General features: G+C 53.8%; 15 protein-coding genes. 7 read left to right on the top strand and 8 right to left on the bottom strand.

Annotation, left to right across the window (positions count from 1 at the left end; all coding sequences use genetic code 11):
• Nucleotides 1–119: 119 nt before the first annotated feature.
• The 7 genes from M1D70_RS02380 to M1D70_RS02350 all read right to left on the bottom strand — a co-directional run bounded on the left by M1D70_RS02380 (nucleotide 120) and on the right by M1D70_RS02350 (nucleotide 9,523).
• On the bottom strand, nucleotides 120–1,184 hold the full coding sequence (locus M1D70_RS02380; RefSeq protein WP_456289028.1) for a bifunctional transcriptional activator/DNA repair enzyme AdaA: 1,065 nt from the start codon (nucleotides 1,182–1,184) through the stop codon (nucleotides 120–122).
• A 254-nt stretch (nucleotides 1,185–1,438) separates the two neighbouring features.
• Nucleotides 1,439–2,308: a carbohydrate ABC transporter permease gene (locus M1D70_RS02375; RefSeq protein WP_456289027.1), complete on the bottom strand. Its 870-nt coding sequence runs from the start codon at nucleotides 2,306–2,308 to the stop codon at nucleotides 1,439–1,441.
• An 18-nt stretch (nucleotides 2,309–2,326) separates the two neighbouring features.
• Entirely contained in the window at nucleotides 2,327–3,202 is an 876-nt protein-coding gene (locus tag M1D70_RS02370) for a carbohydrate ABC transporter permease (protein ID WP_009595489.1), read from the bottom strand.
• Between the two features lie 45 nt (nucleotides 3,203–3,247).
• Nucleotides 3,248–4,573: an extracellular solute-binding protein gene (locus M1D70_RS02365; RefSeq protein ID WP_009595478.1), complete on the bottom strand. Its 1,326-nt coding sequence runs from the start codon at nucleotides 4,571–4,573 to the stop codon at nucleotides 3,248–3,250.
• Between the two features lie 117 nt (nucleotides 4,574–4,690).
• Nucleotides 4,691–6,238 (bottom strand): response regulator transcription factor, encoded by a 1,548-nt coding sequence (locus M1D70_RS02360; RefSeq protein ID WP_456289026.1) that lies wholly within the window; start codon nucleotides 6,236–6,238, stop codon nucleotides 4,691–4,693.
• Nucleotides 6,228–8,048 (bottom strand): cache domain-containing sensor histidine kinase, encoded by a 1,821-nt coding sequence (locus M1D70_RS02355; protein ID WP_456289025.1) that lies wholly within the window; start codon nucleotides 8,046–8,048, stop codon nucleotides 6,228–6,230. The genes M1D70_RS02360 and M1D70_RS02355 overlap by 11 nt, the downstream gene beginning before the upstream one ends.
• 398 nt (nucleotides 8,049–8,446) lie before the next feature.
• The gene (locus tag M1D70_RS02350; protein WP_456289024.1) at nucleotides 8,447–9,523 is read right to left on the bottom strand and encodes a copper amine oxidase N-terminal domain-containing protein; all 1,077 of its coding nucleotides are present in this window, start codon (nucleotides 9,521–9,523) and stop codon (nucleotides 8,447–8,449) included.
• A gap of 413 nt (nucleotides 9,524–9,936) precedes the next feature.
• Here M1D70_RS02350 and M1D70_RS02345 point away from each other — a divergent pair, with 413 nt between their 5' ends.
• From M1D70_RS02345 to M1D70_RS02330, 4 genes are all read left to right on the top strand, one after another.
• A complete protein-coding gene (locus M1D70_RS02345; RefSeq protein ID WP_012818667.1) occupies nucleotides 9,937–10,107 on the top strand; it encodes a hypothetical protein in 171 nt (56 codons plus the stop codon).
• A gap of 458 nt (nucleotides 10,108–10,565) precedes the next feature.
• Nucleotides 10,566–11,465: a streptogramin B lyase Vgb(C) gene (gene vgb(C), locus M1D70_RS02340; protein WP_456289023.1), complete on the top strand. Its 900-nt coding sequence runs from the start codon at nucleotides 10,566–10,568 to the stop codon at nucleotides 11,463–11,465.
• A 141-nt stretch (nucleotides 11,466–11,606) separates the two neighbouring features.
• The gene (locus tag M1D70_RS02335) at nucleotides 11,607–13,256 is read left to right on the top strand and encodes an SWIM zinc finger family protein (protein ID WP_456289022.1); all 1,650 of its coding nucleotides are present in this window, start codon (nucleotides 11,607–11,609) and stop codon (nucleotides 13,254–13,256) included.
• The gene (locus M1D70_RS02330) at nucleotides 13,253–16,213 is read left to right on the top strand and encodes a DEAD/DEAH box helicase (RefSeq protein ID WP_456289021.1); all 2,961 of its coding nucleotides are present in this window, start codon (nucleotides 13,253–13,255) and stop codon (nucleotides 16,211–16,213) included. Before M1D70_RS02335 ends, M1D70_RS02330 begins: the two co-directional genes overlap by 4 nt.
• A gap of 681 nt (nucleotides 16,214–16,894) precedes the next feature.
• Here M1D70_RS02330 and M1D70_RS02325 read toward each other — a convergent pair.
• Nucleotides 16,895–17,731, bottom strand: a complete 837-nt coding sequence (locus M1D70_RS02325) for a helix-turn-helix transcriptional regulator (RefSeq protein WP_009595875.1) — start codon at nucleotides 17,729–17,731, stop codon at nucleotides 16,895–16,897.
• A 134-nt stretch (nucleotides 17,732–17,865) separates the two neighbouring features.
• Here M1D70_RS02325 and fabF point away from each other — a divergent pair, with 134 nt between their 5' ends.
• The 3 genes from fabF to M1D70_RS02310 all read left to right on the top strand — a co-directional run bounded on the left by fabF (nucleotide 17,866) and on the right by M1D70_RS02310 (nucleotide 20,714).
• Entirely contained in the window at nucleotides 17,866–19,107 is a 1,242-nt protein-coding gene (fabF, locus tag M1D70_RS02320) for a beta-ketoacyl-ACP synthase II (RefSeq protein ID WP_456289020.1), read from the top strand.
• A 213-nt stretch (nucleotides 19,108–19,320) separates the two neighbouring features.
• Complete coding sequence (locus M1D70_RS02315) at nucleotides 19,321–19,833, top strand: RNA polymerase sigma factor (protein ID WP_456289019.1); 513 nt, start codon at nucleotides 19,321–19,323, stop codon at nucleotides 19,831–19,833.
• On the top strand, nucleotides 19,833–20,714 hold the full coding sequence (locus M1D70_RS02310) for a DUF3298 domain-containing protein (RefSeq protein ID WP_456289018.1): 882 nt from the start codon (nucleotides 19,833–19,835) through the stop codon (nucleotides 20,712–20,714). The genes M1D70_RS02315 and M1D70_RS02310 overlap by 1 nt, the downstream gene beginning before the upstream one ends.
• Nucleotides 20,715–20,762 lie beyond the last annotated feature (48 nt).

The following is a 20,762-nucleotide window of genomic DNA, read 5'->3' as shown; positions in this document are numbered from 1 at the left end:
GCCCGGTATGCTCTTTATTTTAAAGATTCTATATATCATTACGTCATACCAATGACTGCACGATTTATACAAAAATGGTCTTACCTATAGGTAAGACCATTTTCTAAGACGAAAGTCTACTATTCATGTATGGTTCCAGCACTCATGGACTGCTCATGATGCAGCAGCCACTGCTTTCGTGATAGGCCGCCGCCATATCCGCCGAGTTCACCGCTTGTATTGATCACGCGGTGGCATGGAATGACGATCGCAAGCTGGTTGGCGCCATTCGCTTGGGCAACGGCACGATACGCGGTCGGTCTTTCCATCGCCGCTGCGATTTCGCCATACGAAGTCGTTTGGCCGGGGGGAATCCGCAGCAATCGGTCCCACACTTCTTGTTGAAACGGCGATCCCAGCAAGAACAAGGGCGTCTTGAATTGCGTTAACCTCCCGTCAAAATACGCTGCGAGCTCCTGCTCGATCGAACGGATCGGAGCCGTATGACCCGGAATAATCGCCGACTTGGTTCTCTGCCGGAGCCGTTCAACCTCACGCTCCAGGCCTCGGCGGTCCACGAATTCGAGCAGATACAAAGCCTCCTCGTCCGCGATGGCCATCATCGGCCCGAGACGCGTGTCGATCCATGAAGCTTTTAAGATGTTATGATGCCCCGATCGGCTAGGCGCCGCGCCCATGATGCGGGAAAAAGCATCCCTAAAGCCGCTGCTCGACTCGTAGCCGGTCGACAGCTGGGCATCGATGACGGCATGCCCCTCCCGGATTTGCTTCAAGGCAAGTCCCATCCGCCGCGCCCGTGCGTATTCAACGAAGGTCATCCCGAACCGCTTCTTGAACTGGCGCCTTGCCGTCGAAGCATCAACGGACAGCTTCTGGAAGTCCTGGTTGGTCCACCTTTTCTCCGGATTCTCCTCAACGGCTTCTACGAGCAGCCGGACCAGGTCCGATACCTGATTGGGGTGCGATAACGGACGGCAGCGTTTGCAAGGCCTGAAGGATGCAAGCAGCGCTTCTTGAGCCGTCTCGTAAAATTCGCAGTTTTCCATCTTCGGTTTCCGGGCCGGGCATGTCGGGCGGCAGAACACCCCTGTAGTCTTCACGCCTACATAAAACACGCCTTCGTACTCCGATTTCTTTTCCAGCAGCGCCTGGTAATACTCCTGCTGATTGGCAGCCGATATCACTTGGGTTCCTCCCCGCTTTGATGTACTTTCTAAAGGGCCATACGCTTGTTGGCCTTAATCATCATGCTCTCTTGTTCTCGTGTTTCTATTATATTTCTTTTGCCGGCATGACGTGGCCGAAAAACGTGCACGAATATTTTCGAGAGGAAAAAATGCATGAACCCCGATGACTCTGTTTGACCAATCATACGAAAAGCCCCTTCCGTTGACCGGAAGAGGCTTTTTCTTTCAAGAATATGAATTTCGCTTAAAGTTTAACCTTTGATGGATCCTGCCACCATGCCCTTCATGATCTGCTCCTGCAGGATCAGGTAGGCCACGATCGTCGGAATGACCGCGATCGCCATCGCTCCCATCGTCAGGCTGTAATCCGTGCCGAAGCCGTCCGAGAACAGGGACAAGCTGAGCGGCAGCGTCTTCAATGCCTGCGTATTGATAAATACGAGGGCGAAAGAGAAATCATTCCAGAATCGGAGGAATGCCAGAATCGATATCGTTGCCACAATCGGCGTACAGAGCGGCAGAATCATTCGGCCGAAGATTCCCCACCAGCCGCTGCCGTCGATCATGGCCGCTTCTTCAATCTCTCTTGGAATGGATGACATGTACGCCATCGCCAGAAAGATCGCGATGGGCAGCTCAAACGCCGTATATGGCAGGATGAGTGCGCCGTACGTGTCCAGCAGGCCGATATTTTTCATCATAATGAATAGGGGCACCAGCGTACTGTGGATCGGAATCAGCAGCCCGGTCGTGAACAATACGACCACCAGCTTTTTAAACCGAAACTGGAATCTGGACAGCACATACGCCGCTAGTAAACTAAGCAGGATGGTCAGCACGACGGCCGTAATCGTTACAACCGTTGAATTGATCATCGCTCGGCCCATATTTCCGAGCTCCCATGCCCGGAATAAATTCTCGGTCATCCATTCCTTCGGCAAGCCGTAAGGGTTGTTGAAGAAATCCTGGTTCGATTTAAACGCGCTCGTAAAAAGCCAGTACAAGGGATAGAGCGTAAGAATCGCATACACAATCAGCAGCAATTTTACGAATCCGGTTAACCCCTTCGTGATGACGCGTTTCCCTGAGTTACTTCCGGTCCCGGTCGTCTGTAAATTCACATCGCTCCCTCCTTCATGTTAACTTGACTTTCTGCGCGTTGCGAAATAATTAAGCGCGATAAGAATGGCGCTGACGATCATGATCATCGTGGAAACGGCGGAGCCGTAACCGTAACGGTACACGCTGAACGTGCTGTTGTACATATAGGTAGCAAGCAGCTCGGTCGATTGCGCCGGTCCGCCGCCTGTCATGACGATGACATGGTCAAAAGCTTTCAGGCTTCCCGAGATACAGAGCACAATGGTTACGACCACCGTGCTCCAGACCATCGGCAGCGTGATTTGCATCAGCTTGTTCCAGCCGGTGGAGCCATCGATTTTGGCCGCATCGTGAATCTCTGGCGAAATATTTTGCAGTGCCGCGATAAAGATGACCAGATAAGGGCCGATGTTCGCCCAGTTAATCGGAATCGATATCGCCAGCATGTTGACCTTCGGATCGGACAGCCAAGCACGGGTCCATGACTCCAGGCCGAGCATCTCCAGCACATAGTTGGCAATCCCGAACTGCGGGTGGTAAATGTAACCCCAGATGAGACCGACAACCACCGTGGAGAGAACCATCGGCATGAAGACGGCGGACCGGATGAACCTGGAGAAGAACGAATTCTTGAACAATACGATAGCCAGAATCAACGCGATCGGAACCTGGCCGATAATGGACGATACGACCAGAATCAGGTTGTTTCGAAGCGCCCGCCAGAAGATCGGATCCTTGAACATCTCTCTATAATTGTCAAGGCCGATGAACGTGGCGTCTCCGAACCCTTTCCAACTGAAAAATCCGTAGTATGCTGACCAAAAAACCGGAATGATGACAAATATCAGAAACAACAGAAGCGCAGGAAGAAGAGCTATGGCTATAAATCCTTTGCTTCTCATCGCTGTAGGCATGGCAGCCTCCTCCCTCCTAATCCTTATGCAGCGGTGAATCTATTCTTATGGAGTAGCGGATCGGGCTTGCGCATCCTGCAGCTTCTGGGCCACGCCTTCGACGGCACCGCCCATCATGATTTCCTGCAGGCCGTTGTTGATGACTTCAGCTGCTTCCGCAGACAGATAAGCATCGTATACCGGCGTAATGCCTGTGGATTTCACCAGGTTAAAGGCTTTGTAGTACAGGGAAGTAACTTTCGACTCATCGATTTCGGTATCGTACATGACCATGGAGTTGCTCTCGGCAATCGCTTTTTGCGCTTCCGGACCACTCACGGCATAAATCAGTTCGAGCGCCAATTCTTTCGCTTTCCCTTCCGTTCTGCTGCTAAGGGCCAGACCGCCGCCAGCTCCGCCGGAGATGGTGTTAGCTTCGCCTTTGCCTCCAGGGATCGCAGGCAGAGTCGTCACTTCAATATCCTTCATCTGCTCTTCGGAGGAAGAAGCCGCCAAGTTGGTGAGCGTCCACGCGCCGCTGATCATCATCGCTGCATTGCCTTGGATGAAATACTGCTCGGCTTGCGTGTTGTCGATGCTGTTGGCACCTTCTTGGAATGCTTTGTTGTCGACGAGCTCTTTGAAATAGCCGAGCGCTTCGATAAACTCAGGATCGGTGAATTTCGCGCCATCCTGTGCAGCCGCTTTTTTGAACCATTCGGTGCCGGTCACGCGGTCGGCAATCGATCCGATAATGGTGGATTGCGCGACCCACGGCGCTTTGTTTCCGAGGGCGATCGGCGTTATGCCGTTATCGTTGAACGTTTTAACCGCCGCCATCATTTCTTCCCAAGTCGTCGGAACTTTTACGTTATGTTTGTCAAATAACGCTTTGTTGTAGTAGAGAATCGAAGTTGCGGACATGCCCAGCGGGGCGGAGTAAATCTGACCGTCCTCGAACTCGTATGGATCAAATGCGCCCGGCAGGAATTTGTCCTTCCAATCGGAATGGGCGTCCAGCACTTCCGTGATCGGTTGAAGCAGCTTCGCTTGATGAAGCTCGGCCGACTGACTTCCCGCATAAACGAAGAACACGTCCGGCATTTCATTCGCAGCCGCAACGGTGCTCAGACGCTGACGGTAACCGTCCGGTGGAATCGCTTGCGCGTCGAGCGTAACTTCAGGATGGTCCTGAGCAAATTGATCGATAAAACTTCGGACTGATTTCGCGCGCAGGTCGTCACCGGCAAAGTTATGCCAGATGGTCAGCTTGACCTTTTCTTGGTCGCCTTCGTTTCCTCCGGCCTGCTCTTTGCTTTGCCCGCCTCCGCATGCTGCAAGAACCAGTGTCATCATCAGCAGTACAAGACCTATTTTACGTTTTGGTCTCATGGTCAATCCCCCTTTTAATATACGAAAATGATGAAGCTTCAAGATGATTAGCCCAAGTATAAAAGAGGATGTAACGCTTACATAGGGGATATAATTCAGTCCATAGAGGGACAAAATTCAGGATTCGGGATTTGCCCGATACTCCGAAGGGGTCAATCCGGTCCACTTTTTGAACAGGCGGTTAAAATATTTGATATCCTCGTAGCCGATTTCATTCGCGATTTCACTGATTTTGGCCGGCGTTTCCCGCAGCAGGTGCATCGCTTTCCGAAGCTTCGCCTGGGTTACGAATTCGATGTAATTCTGCCCGGTCTCCTTCTTGAACATTTCGCTGAAATAGTTGGGATTCATATGAACATGCTTGGCCACTTGTTGGAGAGACAAGCTCTGTCCCAGATGCTCATGAATGAAGGAGATCGCTCGCTGGACGGGACTTGTCGTCGACACCATATCACGGTACTCCTTCATGATGAGCCCGAGCGAATCGACCAGCACCTTCTCCGGATTCTTGGTCAACTCGCGGATATCGTACGTCTCTTCCACTTTCACCGGACTGGTATAGCCGATAGACGTCGCAGCCCGTATGAGCCAGCGCTGTGCCGAGACGATCAGGGAATGCAGGTAAGCCTGAACCGAGCCGGGCGTTGCCTGAACCTGGCTTTGGATGCGCCGCAGCAGATCCGCCACCCATGCCTGCAAGTCGGCGGATTCTCCCGAACGCAGCAGGGATGACAGCTTGGTTTCCTCTTCCATCGAACATACCGTGCGGATGCCTGTGCGTCCTTCGATATCTTCATAACGGATATGCCGTTCCGATTGCAGCAGCCACTCGTAGGAGCTGGCCACTACCGCGGTAGCCAGCGCAATGTGCAGCTCCCTGACGCTTGCGACCCGGCGGCCGCTGGCAGCCGTGATGCGGCAGGCATGCGTGGATTCCATCTTATGCAGAGCGGAATCTACCCGCCCCCAGCCATTATTCGGCTCTGCCCGTACCAACAGAAGCAGGGAGCCGTTCCACTCCAGCCACGCGCATTGCAGCACTTCGGCCAGCTCCGTGCCGATTAATCGATGCAGCTCGCTCACGTTCGATTGTTCCGCCTCTTCTGGATGCAGCGGATATACCGACAGCATCCAGATCTGCAGCACCGAGCCGTTCGATTCCAAACATAGCTCCGGGTATCGCTCACACAATTCGGCCTCGGCATGCTCATCCAACGGAGTGCCGGAAGCAAGCAGCCTTCGCAGAAAGCCCCGGTTGACCACCATTTCTTGGGCCTTCCCCTTCGCTTGTGTAAGCCTGCGCTGCAGCAGCCGTTCCCTGGCTTGGACAGCAGCCTCGATAATTTCCCCGGGCCTGCTCGTCTTCAGCAGGTAATCGCTCACGCCTTCCCGCATCGCCTGCTGCGCATACGCGAATTCATCGTATCCCGAGATGACGATGATCTCGATCTCGGGATGCTGCTGCTTGACTTGATGCGCCATATCCAATCCGCTCAGGCCTGTCATGCGTATGTCCGTAAATATGATTTCGGGCATTTCTACGGGAATCCGCTGAAGGGCTTCCTCCGCCGAGGCCGCGGGCGTCAGCACCGTAAAGCCGTTATCCGCCCAATTGATCACGGTACTCAAACCATTTCGAATGATCACTTCATCATCAACGATCATGACCTTCAATGTCGCCATCCCCTTTGCCGGATATTTCCGATTGTTGAATTTCAGGTAAATCAGGTATCGTAAACATCACCCGTGTCCCGGCACCCTCGGTGCTCTCCACACGCAGCCCCGCATCCTTCCCGTAATGAAGGAGCAGCCGCTTATGGACGTTCCGCAGCCCGTAGCTGCCGCGCGGGGTTTGTCCCTTCTCGTACTGCAGCGGATTTTCGACCAGCTGCTCCTGAAGCCATTTCAGGCGCTCCGCCGTCATCCCGATGCCGTCATCCTCCACCACGAAGCGAATCCCTTCGGGTTCGCGGTGTCCGCGAATCGTAATCGTCCCTATCCCGTCACGGCTCAGGATGCCATGCAGCATGGAATTCTCCACCAACGGCTGCAGCAGCAGCTTCAGCATGGCGTGCTGATACAGATCCTCTTCCACATGATCCTTAAACTCGAATTTTTCCGGATAGCGGATGGTTTGAATATTCACGTAATGGCGGACATGCATGATCTCCTGCTGTATCGTGCAGTATTCCTGCCCGTTGTTCAGGCTGAACCTCAGAAAATCGCTGAGCGACCCCACCATCTCGGCAATCTTCACATCCTGGTTCATCAGCGCCAGCCAATGGATCGATGACAGCGTATTGTAGAGGAAATGCGGATTGATCTGCACCTGCAGCGCATGCATATCCGCCTCCTTCTTCAGCGACTCGTTCAGCTTCACTTCATCGGTAAGCTTCACGATCCGGGAGCTGAGCCGGTTATAACTGATAATAAGCTGCCCGACCTCGTCGACCGTCTTGACCGGCAGCGCCGGCAGCGGCTCTTCCGGGCTTGAGCTCTTGAGGAATTTCGTTAAGACGGACAGAGGATTCGTAATCTTCTGGATCAGGAAAAGAACCAGAACAATGGCGAGCAGGATGGCCACCGTGACCGCAACCGCCGTCAATTTGATGAAATACTGGTTCTGGGAGCGGTATTCCTGCGAGGGAATGATGCCGACGAGCTTCCAGTTCACGCTGGACATTTTCTTATAGAGAATGGTCTTCTTGCTGCTTCCCTCGCCATAGTCAATATTGCCGCTGAGCCCCTCGAACTCTCCAATCGCAGGATAATAATCCGCCAGCGTCAAATTGGTCTCCATATCCGGCGGACCGGCGATAATCCGGTTATTCTCGTCAAGAAGAAGGACGAATCCGGTCTTCTCCAGGACGGCCTGCCGGAACTGATTGGCAATGACGCCCTGATCCAGATTGATCTGCAGATTTCCGATCGGCTTGTATTTATCCGTGCTCCGAATCGGCCTGGCCAGCGTGATGACCTTCCTGACGCCTTCAAAGGTCCACTGCCGGTGAACGAAGGACCACCATTTGGGATGGTGTTCGTAATAATCGGGAACCATTTCGGTAATATTCCGGAACTCGGAGCGTACCAAGGATTTATGCGAAATCGCATCTTTGCTGCCGAGCGGTTCAACGATGATGTTGGCGATATAATCTTTGGAAAAGGCCAGGTTCGTCAAAAAATTAATAACCGTCGTCTGCTGAACGTAGTTGCTCTGCTCGGTCTTCAGATAGGCTTGAACACCGGTATGCCCGATGAGAAACAGCGAGATATTCTCCACGTCCTTGACCATCGTATCCAGGTAAGCTTCCAGCTGTCGGAGCGTATTCATCCCCGTAATTTTGGCCTTCTCTTCGGTCAGGCTTTTGGCTATGTTAAAAGAGAAAATGCCCAGAAACAGCAGCGGCACCAGCGTAGCGATAATGATAAGCAACGACAATTTATGCTTTAGCGATTTCCCAAGCCATTGCTGCATATATACACCCCGTTCAAAGTCCCTATGGTATAGGCTTGTTATATTACTTAACATTGAATGCGTTTACTTCAAAATCAATCTCCATTCTTCGCTAAAATGTGTCAGGTTTATTAACTATCTTAGAGGAATCTTAAGACTCAAGTAAATGGTAATAAAGTCCTACAAGAAGGGATAAAATCTTCTTGAGGCAAATGGTGAACGCCCCATTTCGGCGATCGGCTACGGAGATGTAAACGGCGTTGAAATCCATAAAAGCACAGCACAAAAAGGGCGCCGCAGCGCCCATCACATTCGGTATTCACATCATCCGACCGAAACCTTCCGCTTCTAACCCATGTTGATCACATCCTGCCGGAATGCGTTTATGTGTAGTCCTAAAGTTTTATGATAAAAAACCGTTATTGCCCTCGCTCTTCCAAACGACGATATTCCATCTCATCCACCTCAAACCGGTTCAACTCTTCATTAAATCGGTATGTTATTCGGAGATCCCCGGCAAAACCGGCCGGGCTCATGCTTCCTGCCGCTTCCGTAAGAAGCCGTCCTTCCGCCAAACGATGTCTGACAACGGCTCCGAAGCCAAGCTTATCAAATAGATAGCTTTTATCTTTGGAATCGTCCTTGAACTTTTGGACGCTTTCTTTTCCGTTAACCGTAACCTTAACCGTAAAGTAATCCGCATACTTCTGGATGCTGGACTGCACATGGCTCGATACGGCCTGCTCCAGCGATTCGATCGGGATTTCCTCCAGAGACCCGGCGTCCACTACATGCATCTCCCCCACGTATAGACCGGTGCCCGTCCCGTCCACGTAGAACACAACAACATCCGGCTTGCCATCGCCTGTGACATCCTGGTAATGAATGACGGGTTTACGCGTAGCCTCTCCTCCATCCCAGTCCTTAAAGACCCGCTTCCTACCTTCTACCTCGACCACCATGCCCTCATATCTGCCATATTTCGATGCGCTGACCGGATACAGCTTCACATTGCTGTTCTCCTCCGCCGTCAACAGGTCAACCTCCGGCGTATAAATGTAAACCATGCCATCCTTCGTATCCAAGCGGACTTCCGCATTGTACAGCTCCGTCATGAATCGGGCGGGAACCATGACGCGACCATCCATAAGCTGCACGGGAACGGACAGGGCGTAGGTCTTCTCTTTTCCCTCGGCAACGTCGCTTCCCATTTTCAAGGTGACTTGGTCGGTGCCCGTGTTAACGGTTAGCGTCTTACTCTTGTTATTCCAGCGGAGCCCCATAGGCTTCAAGTATTCCTTGACCGTGTTCAGGGGGACCAGCACTGTGCCGTTCACGATGACGGGTTTGACATCCGGCGTCATTACATAATGATTGACGTTTAAAAATTCCAAGTCCTTCTTGTGCGCGGCCTGGGCCTGTACCGCCGTACTTAACAGCATCGCGGCCGCTATAGCGCCGCTTGCAGCCATTTTCGTCCATTTCCGGGTTATCATGTTCGCTAATCTCCTTGGCTTGTAATATTCAGTAATGCATCTATAACTAAGACGCAAGGTGAACGCAATTGGTTCGTGCATATCCATGAAAAATGACGAAAAACGTCTCCATTTCAATTTTTTCGATCATCGTCAGTAAAAATTGCCGCTTTTAAACTTAAATTCATGACCACATTCCAGATGATATGTTAGAATCAGAAATGATTGTTATAATATGGAATGCACTTAACTCAAGGTTAATGGCATTCATTCGGGATACCAACGATAAGTATGTCATGGATCGGGCACGAACTCACCTGTATCCGAGCTCCGAGCTTCAGCGGGGAGTTAAGCCATCGCCTAGTCTTAAGGATACGACAGCTAGAATCTTCGATACGATTCGTAAAACAGTACCTTGAAGGGAGGTGAGCTCCTTGAACCAGGGGATATCCTTTTTCGGCATGTTTTCCATGCTTAGCATTATCGTATACGGGCTATTCGCACTTCTCGGTTTATATGCTTTGTATCTCCTCATCAAATTGATGATCCGGGCCATAACCGCGCTTGAACTCTACATCGACGAGAAACGCAACCGACGGCTGTAAGGCAAACTTCGGATAAACCGAGGTTGAAACCACGGAACATCCTATGGTAAAGTCTAGGCAACCAGAAATGAAAGGGTGAACCCAAAGCCAATGATCTACTAATCCTGTCCCAAGCATTTGGAAAACACTTCGATTTCACGATACGAGGTTTTCGGGATAGGATTCGCGCGGCTTTTTTTATATGTGACGGGTGGATGTTTGAGACTTCTTCATGTAGAGTCCGCATCTTCTTTGTTCGTATTCGCCTCCTATTCCGAAATCTCGGAGTGGGAGGTTTTTTACTATTTTATCAACACCTATTGAGAGACTAGAGATTACCGATGACAGGAATTCATCCAAGCATCCACAGGAGAGCCTTCCCCAATCTGGGAAATCCGAACGCGAGATTTGAACACGCTCAATCAAATGAAGAATTCGCTTTAAGCATCCTAACAACTTCTACAAGGAGGCATGTTTGCATGCAGATCACGGTACAGGAGTACAAGATAGCGAACCGGGAGTCGGGACCTTATGGTATTGCGGCAGGACGAGACGGGGCCATCTGGTTCACGGAGCAAAAAGGAAACCGGATCGGACGAATCACCAAGGGAGGGGATATGCGTACTTTCGATGTCCCGACGCCGGATGCGGGGGTCATGTCCATCCTCTCTGCCCCTAACGGGGACCTCTGGTTCACGGAGTACAAAGCGAACAATATTGGAAGGATGACAACGGAAGGGATATTCACGGAATATGAGCTGCCGGAAGCAGGCTCGTCTCCTTACGGCTTGACGGAAGGCCCGGATGGAGCCATATGGTTCACCCAGCTAATCGGCAATCGGATTGGCCGGATTACGCCGGCAGGCGTTATCACGGAATACGATTTGCCGTGCGCAGGCTCGTACCCTTCCTATATTACGGCCGGTCCGGACGGCGCGCTGTGGTTTACGGAAAACCAAAACAACTGCATCGGCCGGATTACGGTAGACGGGGAGATCACCGAGTACCGGATTCCAACCGAACAATCAGGGCCTGTCGGCATCACGGCAGGTGGCGATGGCGCCCTGTGGTTCGTTCAAATCAACGGCAATCAAATCGGACGGATCACGACGACCGGGGAGATTACGGAATTCAAGCTCCCGACCGGGAATGCCAGACCCCATGCCATCGCGGCGGGAGCTCGCGAAGATTTATGGTTTACGGAGTGGGGAGCCAACCGGATCGGACGAATAACATGTACCGGGGACATTACCGAGTACCCGATCCCCACCCCATCAGCCGAGCCTCACGGCATTGCCGTGGATTCCGGCGGTGAGGTATGGTTCGCCGAGGAATGCGACCAAGTCGGCCGTTTCATCGTTCAATATGAGGATTCCTGATCGAACGCTCTACTCCGAAAAGCCCGTGCAGCCTGCTGCCGGGCTTTTCCAGCGCGAAGCTGCTCCGGCTGGTTTCTTCATCTAGGGGAATGTGATAGATTAAATGGATACTCAGAATTATTTCTCTTAGGAGACCGTCCGATGATGAACCCAAACTTAACTTTAGATGATCTGCAGTGGCAAACGCTCATTCAGCAAACTGCCGGTTATTTCAGCGATTTGACCATTAAACGGGGATTTCAATATTACAAGCAGGGCCGTGTCCACGCCAGCGAAAAGGCGGATGCGTCCGGTGTGATCGAGGCTTCCGTGGATGGAACGGAAACCTACCGCATCAGGCTTCAGCTGCATTCCCTGAGCGACAGCGAATGCAGCTGTCCCGTTAACGAGGGCTGCAAGCATATGGTGGCCGTTCTGCTTGACTATGCCCAGCTTCAGGGCCGATCCATCCATGCTTTGGTTAATGCGCATTCCACTACGTATGCCGCATCTTCTTCGTATGACCGAAGCGAGTCCGGTTTGAGCCAAGGCCATGAACGCCCGCCTGCCGGAGTTTCGAAATGGAGAGTCAAGGCCGACCATTTGCCCGAGCTGCCGATCTCCGCATGGCATGAGCTGTTCGAGGTTTGCACGGCTTCGCTGGGAGCTAATACGCAGAATTCGTTTTACGCCAAAAACGCGCTGGCTTCCCTCCATCACATTAAACCGCCGCTGCCGCTGGATATGGATCCGTTATACGAGCTCCATGCCCATCTCTTCATTCTCGAGAAGCTGGTCAAGCAGCCAGCCAGTGCCTGGAATGCCTCAGGCTCTTACATCGGCTATCATACGCAGGTAGCAGCGGATCATATCCTGGCCAGAATCGAGCGAATCCTTCATGAAGGGCTTGTGGACGGCGAACACGAAGAGGCATTCGGACAGCGGCTGACCGAGACGATCTCGTTTGTCCGGCGGAGCATGCTAAGCGAACCGCGGAACCGTAAATTTTACGCCCAGGTCTATATGCAGCTCTGGATGCACTGGATTCATCCGTTGGCAAAAAAAAACGACGGCTTGATCAAGGAGGAATTGGAGCAGCTGCAGGCAGCCGAATCGGAGCTCGGCAGCAGCCTTTCGCGCGCCTCATGGTATACGGCGCAGAGCTTAATGTCCTTCTATCTCGGGGAAGACGAATCGTCCTGGGACCTGATCAGGGCAGCGGACAAGGTCAGCAGCCTGCCCCCGGCTTCCGTCCTGGGCTTCTTCGACATGCTGCATTCGGGACGAGACTGGGGACGCTTGGCCCGCTGGCTCCCGGAGATCGGCCCGCTGCTTGGCAGTCACCGCAACGAGCATCTCAGCAGCTATCAATTCTACTGGGATGCCGTCATAGAGCACCTGCCCGGGGAAGCGGAACGGATGTGGAGCAGTCTTGCCGACATGCTCCCTTATTCGAAGGACATCTATCAGAATGCCTTGATCACGCACGGCAGATGGCGGGAATGGATCGACTATCAATTAAGCACAGGCCGGGAGCCGCTGGAGCTCCGGGTCAGCGAGCTCGCGCCCATCGAGAAGAATGCGCCCGAGCTGCTGCTGCCTTTTTACCATCAGGCCGTCGAACGATATATCCTTCACAAGAACCGAGCCGGCTACAAAGCAGCCGTCAAGCTGCTCAAACGGCTGGCTAAGTTATATAAAAAGCTCAAACAGCAGGAGCGCTGGGATTCGTTCATTATTTCCTTGTCCGTACGCAACAGCCGGCTTCGCGCATTCCAGGAAGAGCTTCGGAGAGGAAAGCTGATATCATGAGCAGATACACGGAAACCATCACGGTCCATATGGCATTAAGCGAATACGGAGATGCCGTGTTATACGGCTCTACCGTCATGCGGGGTTACGTATCCGGACAATACCTGAAGCACCGTTTATTCGCTTGGCATGAAGCCTCCTTCTACGGAACAGAGCTTACCGTCCAATCCGTTCAGGACATGGAAGTCATCATCTTGCCTTCCGAGCAAGTCATACCGTTCTTCGCGGACGGCCGGCTGCTCGAACACATCGAATGGGTTTGGGACGAGGATTGCCTTCCCTTCATTGAACTTGCGACTTCGCTGGCAGCCTGCATTCAGGATAAGCAGTACGCGCCCAGCTTGAGCGCCTTCAAGAATGGCAAGCTGCAATGGATCTGGGATACGGCGGCTTTCTCAGCCGAAGAGCAGGCCCGCCTCTCCGTCTTGATTGAAGACGAGATATGGAATGAAGGCTTGCGCGCCGCGTTCTCCGCCGCCGTTCAAGAACAGTGGTACGGCAGCGAAGAAGCCGCGGCTGACCTGCGCAGGGAGTATCCCCTGCTATTCTCGCCGAGCCGTACCGCGGCCGAAGGCATGGATGACAAGTCCTGGCTGATTGCCATCGGATGGCGGCCGGATACCGCTCCGTTCCGCCCCCTGCTGCAATTGCTGGAGCCGGACGAAGAAGAAGCCGAGTGGCGTCTTCGGCTCGTATTGCAGGACAAGCTGGACGCGGCGGCGCTTGCAGCCGTTCGTCTGGCCGAAGACGGGCAGGCATACGGATCGTGGCCGGAGACATGGACCGCCCATATCAAGGAGCGGGCCGCCGGCTGGCTCCAAGGTTTGCGGGCAGCCCTGCCGGCCCGGGTGCTTCACGCTCCGGCTGAAGACATGCTCGGCGCCCCGCTGTCCGACGAGGCCGCGTGGCAGTTCCTGACCGTCGACAGCCAGCGGCTGCTCCAGTCCGGCTGGCTGGTGCTGCTTCCGGCTTGGTGGGAAGCCGCCAGCAGGAAGAAGCCCAAGCTGCGGGCGAAGGTCCGCTCCGGCGAAGGCGAGAGCGCGGAACGAAGCAACGGCGGGTCCCTGTTCGGCTTGGATGCGCTGGTCAATTTCGATTGGCGCATCGCCATCGGCGAAGCTACCCTTTCCGAAGCGGAATTCGCCGAGCTTGTTGCCCGGAACGAACGACTGGTGCGGTTCCGGGGCCAGTGGATTCCGCTCGATCCCGCTCTGGTCGCCCAAATCCGCCAGATGATGGCGGGCGTAGACCGTGAGGAAGGCCTGTCGTTTCAGGATATTCTGCACTTGCATCTGCTCGGGAACAGCGATGAGACGGAGCAGGTTCATCAGGATGCGGAAGAAACGCGGGATCCGGAACGGATCAAACTGGAAGTGGAGCTGAACGAGCATCTCGTGAAGCTCATCGGCCAACTCGGCCGGCAAAGCGAATGGCCGAGCCTCCCTGTCCCCGCCGGTCTGAAAGCCGAGCTCCGGTCGTACCAGCATGACGGCTTTGCCTGGCTTGCTTTTTTGCGGCGTTACGGGCTCGGTGCATGCCTTGCCGACGACATGGGCCTTGGCAAAACGGTGCAATTTATCGCCTACCTGCTGCACGTGAAGGAGACGACGATGGAGCGGGAAGAGAGACGCCTCCCTTCCCTGCTGATCTGTCCGACCTCGGTGCTTGGGAATTGGCAGAAGGAGCTTGAACGGTTCGCCCCGTCGCTCCGGGTCATGCTGCACTACGGCGGGAAGCGCAGCAGCAGCGAGGATTTCTATCATGAGGCTTACCAAGCGGACATTATTCTTACTTCCTATGCGACGGCAACGCTCGATCAAGAGATGTTAAGAGACATGAGATGGGAAACGATCGGCATCGACGAGGCCCAGAACATCAAGAATGCCGACACCAAGCAATCCGCCGCCGTGCGAAGCTTCCCGGCAAGGCACCGCGTTGCGCTGACCGGTACACCGATTGAGAACCGGCTGTCCGAGCTGTGGTCCATCTATGACTTCATCAACCCCGGATATCTCGGCAGCCTGCGGGCATTCAATCTCCGGTTCATCCAGGCCATCGAAAAAGACAAGAACGAGCAGCGCACGGCCGATCTTCAGAAGCTGATCAAGCCCTTCATGCTCCGCCGCAAGAAAAAAGATCCGGCGATTCAGCTCGACCTGCCGGACAAGCACGAGATGAAGACCTATATCCATCTCACGGCCGAGCAAGGCGCGCTTTACGATCAGACCGTGAACAGCCTCCTGGAACGCATGCAAAAGCTCGAGGGCATCGAGCGCAAAGGCGCCATTCTGGCAGCTCTGACGCAGTTCAAGCAGCTCTGCGACCATCCGGCTCTGCTGACGAAGGAGCCGCTCCCGGAACTGCCGGGAGGCGGCGGCTTACTTGACACCGAGGCCGTGGTCAACCGGTCGGCCAAGCTGGAGCGGCTGCTGTCCATGGTGAAGGAGCTGCGGGACGAGGGCGAACGCTGCCTGATCTTCACCCAGTATATCGGCATGGGCGAGATGATGCGGCAGGTGCTGCATCAGGAGCTTGGTGAGCCGGTGCTGTACTTGAACGGCAGCACGCCGAAGGGGACGCGCGATCGCATGATCGAGCAGTTCCAATCCCGGACGCTCCCGCCCGAAGAGCAGCCGAACGTCATGATTCTCTCGATCAAGGCCGGCGGCGTCGGCCTGAATCTGACCGCGGCGAATCACGTGTTCCACTTCGACCGCTGGTGGAACCCCGCCGTGGAGAATCAGGCTACCGACCGGGCCTATCGGATGGGGCAGACCAAGGACGTCCAAGTGTACAAGTTCATCTCCATGGGAACGCTCGAAGAGCGGATCGATGAGATGCTGGAGAGCAAGCAGCAGCTGAGCGATCAGGTTATTGCAAGCAGCGAGGGCTGGATTACCGAGCTGTCTACCGATGAGCTGAAGGATCTGTTCACGCTGCGGCGCGATTGGGCATAATCGCTCTGTCAAGGAGTGAGCTATTAGGCGATTGTGAACCATCGGTCCCGTTGGAGCACAGCGCGGAATGCCTGTGGAACTCCTAGATGGCCCAGGTCTCGCTCTTAACGGCGATATCGTTGAATAGCAGAAAGCCCCGTGTGTGGACACGGGGCTTTTGTTATGCGGAGGAGTGGACGGTTGACGAGCTGCGAGAAGATTTACATTGCTACGCGTTTGAAGCTTGTACGACAGGGCGATGTTTTCTATTAACGGACACAGAATACGCTATTAAGCCAAAACCCACTATTCTGAAACACGAACCGGACTGTGAGTCCGTTATTTGCTCCAAAATATGATGGATATGCAGGATATGAGCCCCATAACGGATCTAGTGTCCGATAAAGTTGTAATTAGGGCATAATCTCGCCATATAACGGAACTGGAGTCCGATAGGTCGGAACAACAAGTAGTTAGGCTGCTTTAAGAACAGTAAGTGCCGGCGCGGAGTCTGTATTTACTGGTGCAGCAAGCGCAAAAGGCATGGGATCCATTACTTCTGGCCAATAAGTACCATCAGTATCGCAATCCGTCACATCGAGCACCAAGCGCAAACGGCACGGAGCCCAATTACTTTGGCACAACAAGTGTATCCCGCATCCGTTACCTCTGGCGCAACAAGTGCTCCCCCGCTACCTCCGATCACTCCTCCATCAGCTGCCGCAGCTTCGCTTCCGTAGTCGTGTCGGGAGCTGGCGTATAAATGCTGCATCGCAGGTCATCATTTCCGTACACTTTGAGCGACGTGAGCTCATATACCATTTTCCCGGCCTTCGCATGCCGGAATTCCAGATGCACCTCCGGGGCGTAGCTAACCTGGCTCTGCTCCCACATGCGGTTGAAATCCGGATGCCCGTTCTTCATTTCCTCCAAAAAATGGTCATACCATTCATCCTCGACATATTGACCGTAATAGCTTCGGAACATCGACAGGAAGCCGCTGGCAAACTGCTCCCAGTTCACCGCCAGCCGCTGGAATTCCCTGCGGGTAAAGAGCAGCCGGATCATGTTCCGCTCCTCGGGCGGGATCCGGTCAAAATCTAGAAACACGTACGCAGCCGCGCGGTTCCACCCCACGATATTGCACTTCCGATCGGATATCATGACGGGACAATATTTTAGCTCGGTGATGATTTTTTGCAGGGACGGGCTGATCTGCACCGCTTCGTGTTTGACCGTATACGGCTCCGCCCCGCTCTCCAGCGCAAGGGAGTACAGATATCTGCGCTCGTCCGCGTTCAACTGCAGCGCACTTGCGACGCAGTCCAGCACGGATGACGATACCTGGATGTCACGCCCCTGCTCGAGCCAGGTGTACCAAGTGGTACTGACGCCGGCCAGCTGGGCGACCTCCTCCCTGCGCAAGCCCGGTGTTCTCCTCCGGGTACCGGGCGGCAGCCCGACGGACTCGGGAGAGATTTTGGCACGCTGCCCTTTCAGAAAAGCGGACAACGCTTGCAGCCTAACTTGGGAATTCATCTATCATCCTCCTTCCTTCAACAAGGATAGCAGTATTTATACTAGGATAAACGGTATCTTGTAATAGGATACTACACGTGACATTATAACCTTAAGATTGACAAGTTATAAAGTCGTAAGGAGGCTGTTCATCCATGGAAAGAGTCGTTATCACCGGTATGGGCGTCATATCGCCGCTGGGCCATGATGTGGATACGTTCTGGTCCCGGCTTGTGCGGGGAGAGTCCGGTATTGCACATATAGAACATTTGGACACATCAAGACAAAAGGTACAAATAGCAGGCGCCGTGAAGGAGTTTGACGCAAACGCGCTGTTCGGCGCTAAGGAAGCCCGGCGGTTGGACCGTTTCTGCCAGTTTGCGCTGGCTGCGGCGGATCAAGCGATAAGCCAGTCGGGCCTTGATCTTGATCAGATCGATCATGAGCGCATGGGGGTCTACGTCGGCTCCGGCATCGGCGGCATCCAAACCCTGATGAATCAGAGCGGCACGCTGTCGTCGCGGGGTCCCGAGCGGGTCAGTCCTACCCTGGTTCCCATGATGATTCCCAATATGGCGGCCGCGCTCATCAGCATTAAATACAAGGCGCTGGGCTCCACGCTGGCACCGGTTACGGCATGTTCGATCGGCAATACGGCGATCGGCGAGGCTTTCTTTAACATCCAAGCCGGCCGGTCCGACATCATTATCGCGGGCGGATCCGAAGCCGCATTGACCGACATCTCGCTGGCCAGCTTTGCGAATGCTACCGCCCTGTCCTCCCGCAATGATGAACCGGGCCGCGCCAGCCGCCCATTCGATGCGGACCGCGATGGATTCGTCATGGCGGAAGGGGCCGGTATCCTCGTCCTGGAGTCGCTCTCCCATGCCCTAGGCAGAGGCGCCGTCATACTGGGCGAGGTTATCGGTTACGGTGCCAGCTCGGATGCCTATCATATGGTCGCCACGCCGGAAGACGGCAACGGCGCGGCACGTGCGATGAAGCTGGCGCTGGCCGAAGCGAACCTCTCCCCGGCCGACGTGGATGTCATCAGCGCCCATGCCACCAGCACGGTCATCGGTGACCGTTCGGAGACGGCGGCCATCAAGCAGGTATTTGGCGAGGAGGCGTACCGCATCCCGGTAACAGCCAACAAGTCGATGACCGGACACATGCTGGGCGCATCCGGCGGCGCGGAGGCCATTGCCCTCGTGAAATCCCTGCAAGAAGGCATCATACCGCCGACGATCAATCTCGATCATGCCGATCCAACCTGCGATTTGGACTATGTGCCCAACGAGGCGAGAAGCGCCAAGCTCCGCATCGGCATGTCGAATTCCTTCGGCTTCGGCGGACATAATTCGGCAATTATATTAAAGAGATATGAGAACGAATAACCATGAGTCTACAAGACCCCAGTTAAACTGGGGTCTTTTTCTTGTTGCGATAATGGGAGGATGGGCTGAATAATGGGACAGAAACAGAAACAACGGCTTTTTTAATTTTTTTTTAGCAGAATCAAACTTTTTGGAAGACTAGCACGTCTTGCTTCCGTAAGTCAATTGCAATTGATGGTTACCCGCGCGGGCCCAAAGGAGTGTCATATTTACATGAGAGGCGGCCGGAAGCTTGAGAAGCTTCTTATCCAATGCATAACCGAAAACCAGGACAGCGCCTACCGGCTGGCGTACAGTTACGTCAGAAATAAAGAGGATGCCCTCGATATCGTTCAGGACGCGATCCACAAAGCATTTTTATCCATGGAAAAGCTGAAGCAGACGGGTTCACTAAAAAGCTGGTTTTTCCGAATTATTGTCACAACCTCCCTGGATCTCATTCGAAAACAGAAAAAAGTCCGCGTCATGGACGACGAGAACCTGGAGTTCATATTACCCGGCAGTCATGACCACTATCCGAATCTGGATCTGGCCCAGTCCCTGGAGGATCTGCCTGACAAGTATCGGCTCGTCATTATTCTCCGGTTTTTCGAAGATATGAAGATTGACGAAATTGCCGAGGTGCTCCATGAGAATGTGAGCACGGTGAAAACGAGGCTATACCAAGGACTGCAGAGACTGCGGGTGAACCTAAGCGAGGAAGACCAAGAGGAGGCACAACGATAATGCATGACAAGCTGAATAGGATGAAGGAGCAGTACGAGAGCACTCCTATTCCCGACGAACTAAGCTCGGTGGTTAACAAGACCATCGCAGCCAGACGAACAAAAAATAGAGCGCTGCCCTGGCTCGCCGGCGTGGCTGCTGCATGCGCATTGCTGTTTGCCGGCGTGAACGCAAGTCCCGCATTCGCCAAGGCCATGTCCGATGTGCCCGTTCTGGGCGAGATCGTCAAGGTGATGACCATTCGCGAATATGCCGAGCAGGACGGCAGCACGGAGGTGCATATCGAAACGCCCGGCATTGCCAACCTGGGCAATCCGGAGCTTGAGCAAACGCTGAATAACAAATACCTGGAGGAGAACAAGAAGCTGTATGAGGATTTCAAAGACGAAGTCGCCCAGCTAAATCACGAAGGCGGCGGGCATCTCAGCCTCGATAGCGGTTATGAAGTCGTCACCGACAATGAACAGCTGCTGACGCTTTCCCGCTACGTCGTAGAATCCGCCGGTGGCTCCGCCGAGTCCAGGCAATACGATACGATCGACAAGATCAACCATTTGGTGATCACGCTGCCAAGCCTGTTCAGGGATGATTCCTACATCCAAGTCATCAGCGACAATATCAAGGAGCAAATGCGCAGGCAGATGCAGGATAATCCCGAAATCACCTACTGGGTAGAGCAGCCTGGCGTCGAATCCGATGTGCCGGAGGATCAATTCCAATCGATCGCCAAGGATCACAATTTCTATATTGATAACAATGGCAAACTGGTCATCAGCTTCAACGAATACGACGTGGCTCCCGGCTATATGGGCGTCGTGGAATTTACGATCCCTACGGAGGCCATTGCGGATCAGCTCGTCAGCAACGAATACATTCGATAGATCCGCCGTCCATCACCAACATACGAATGCAGATCGTTCTTCCGATCC

The sequence above is a fragment of the Paenibacillus sp. AK002 genome (genome assembly GCF_053903045.1).
This window is presented reverse-complemented; position numbering and strand designations above follow the sequence as displayed.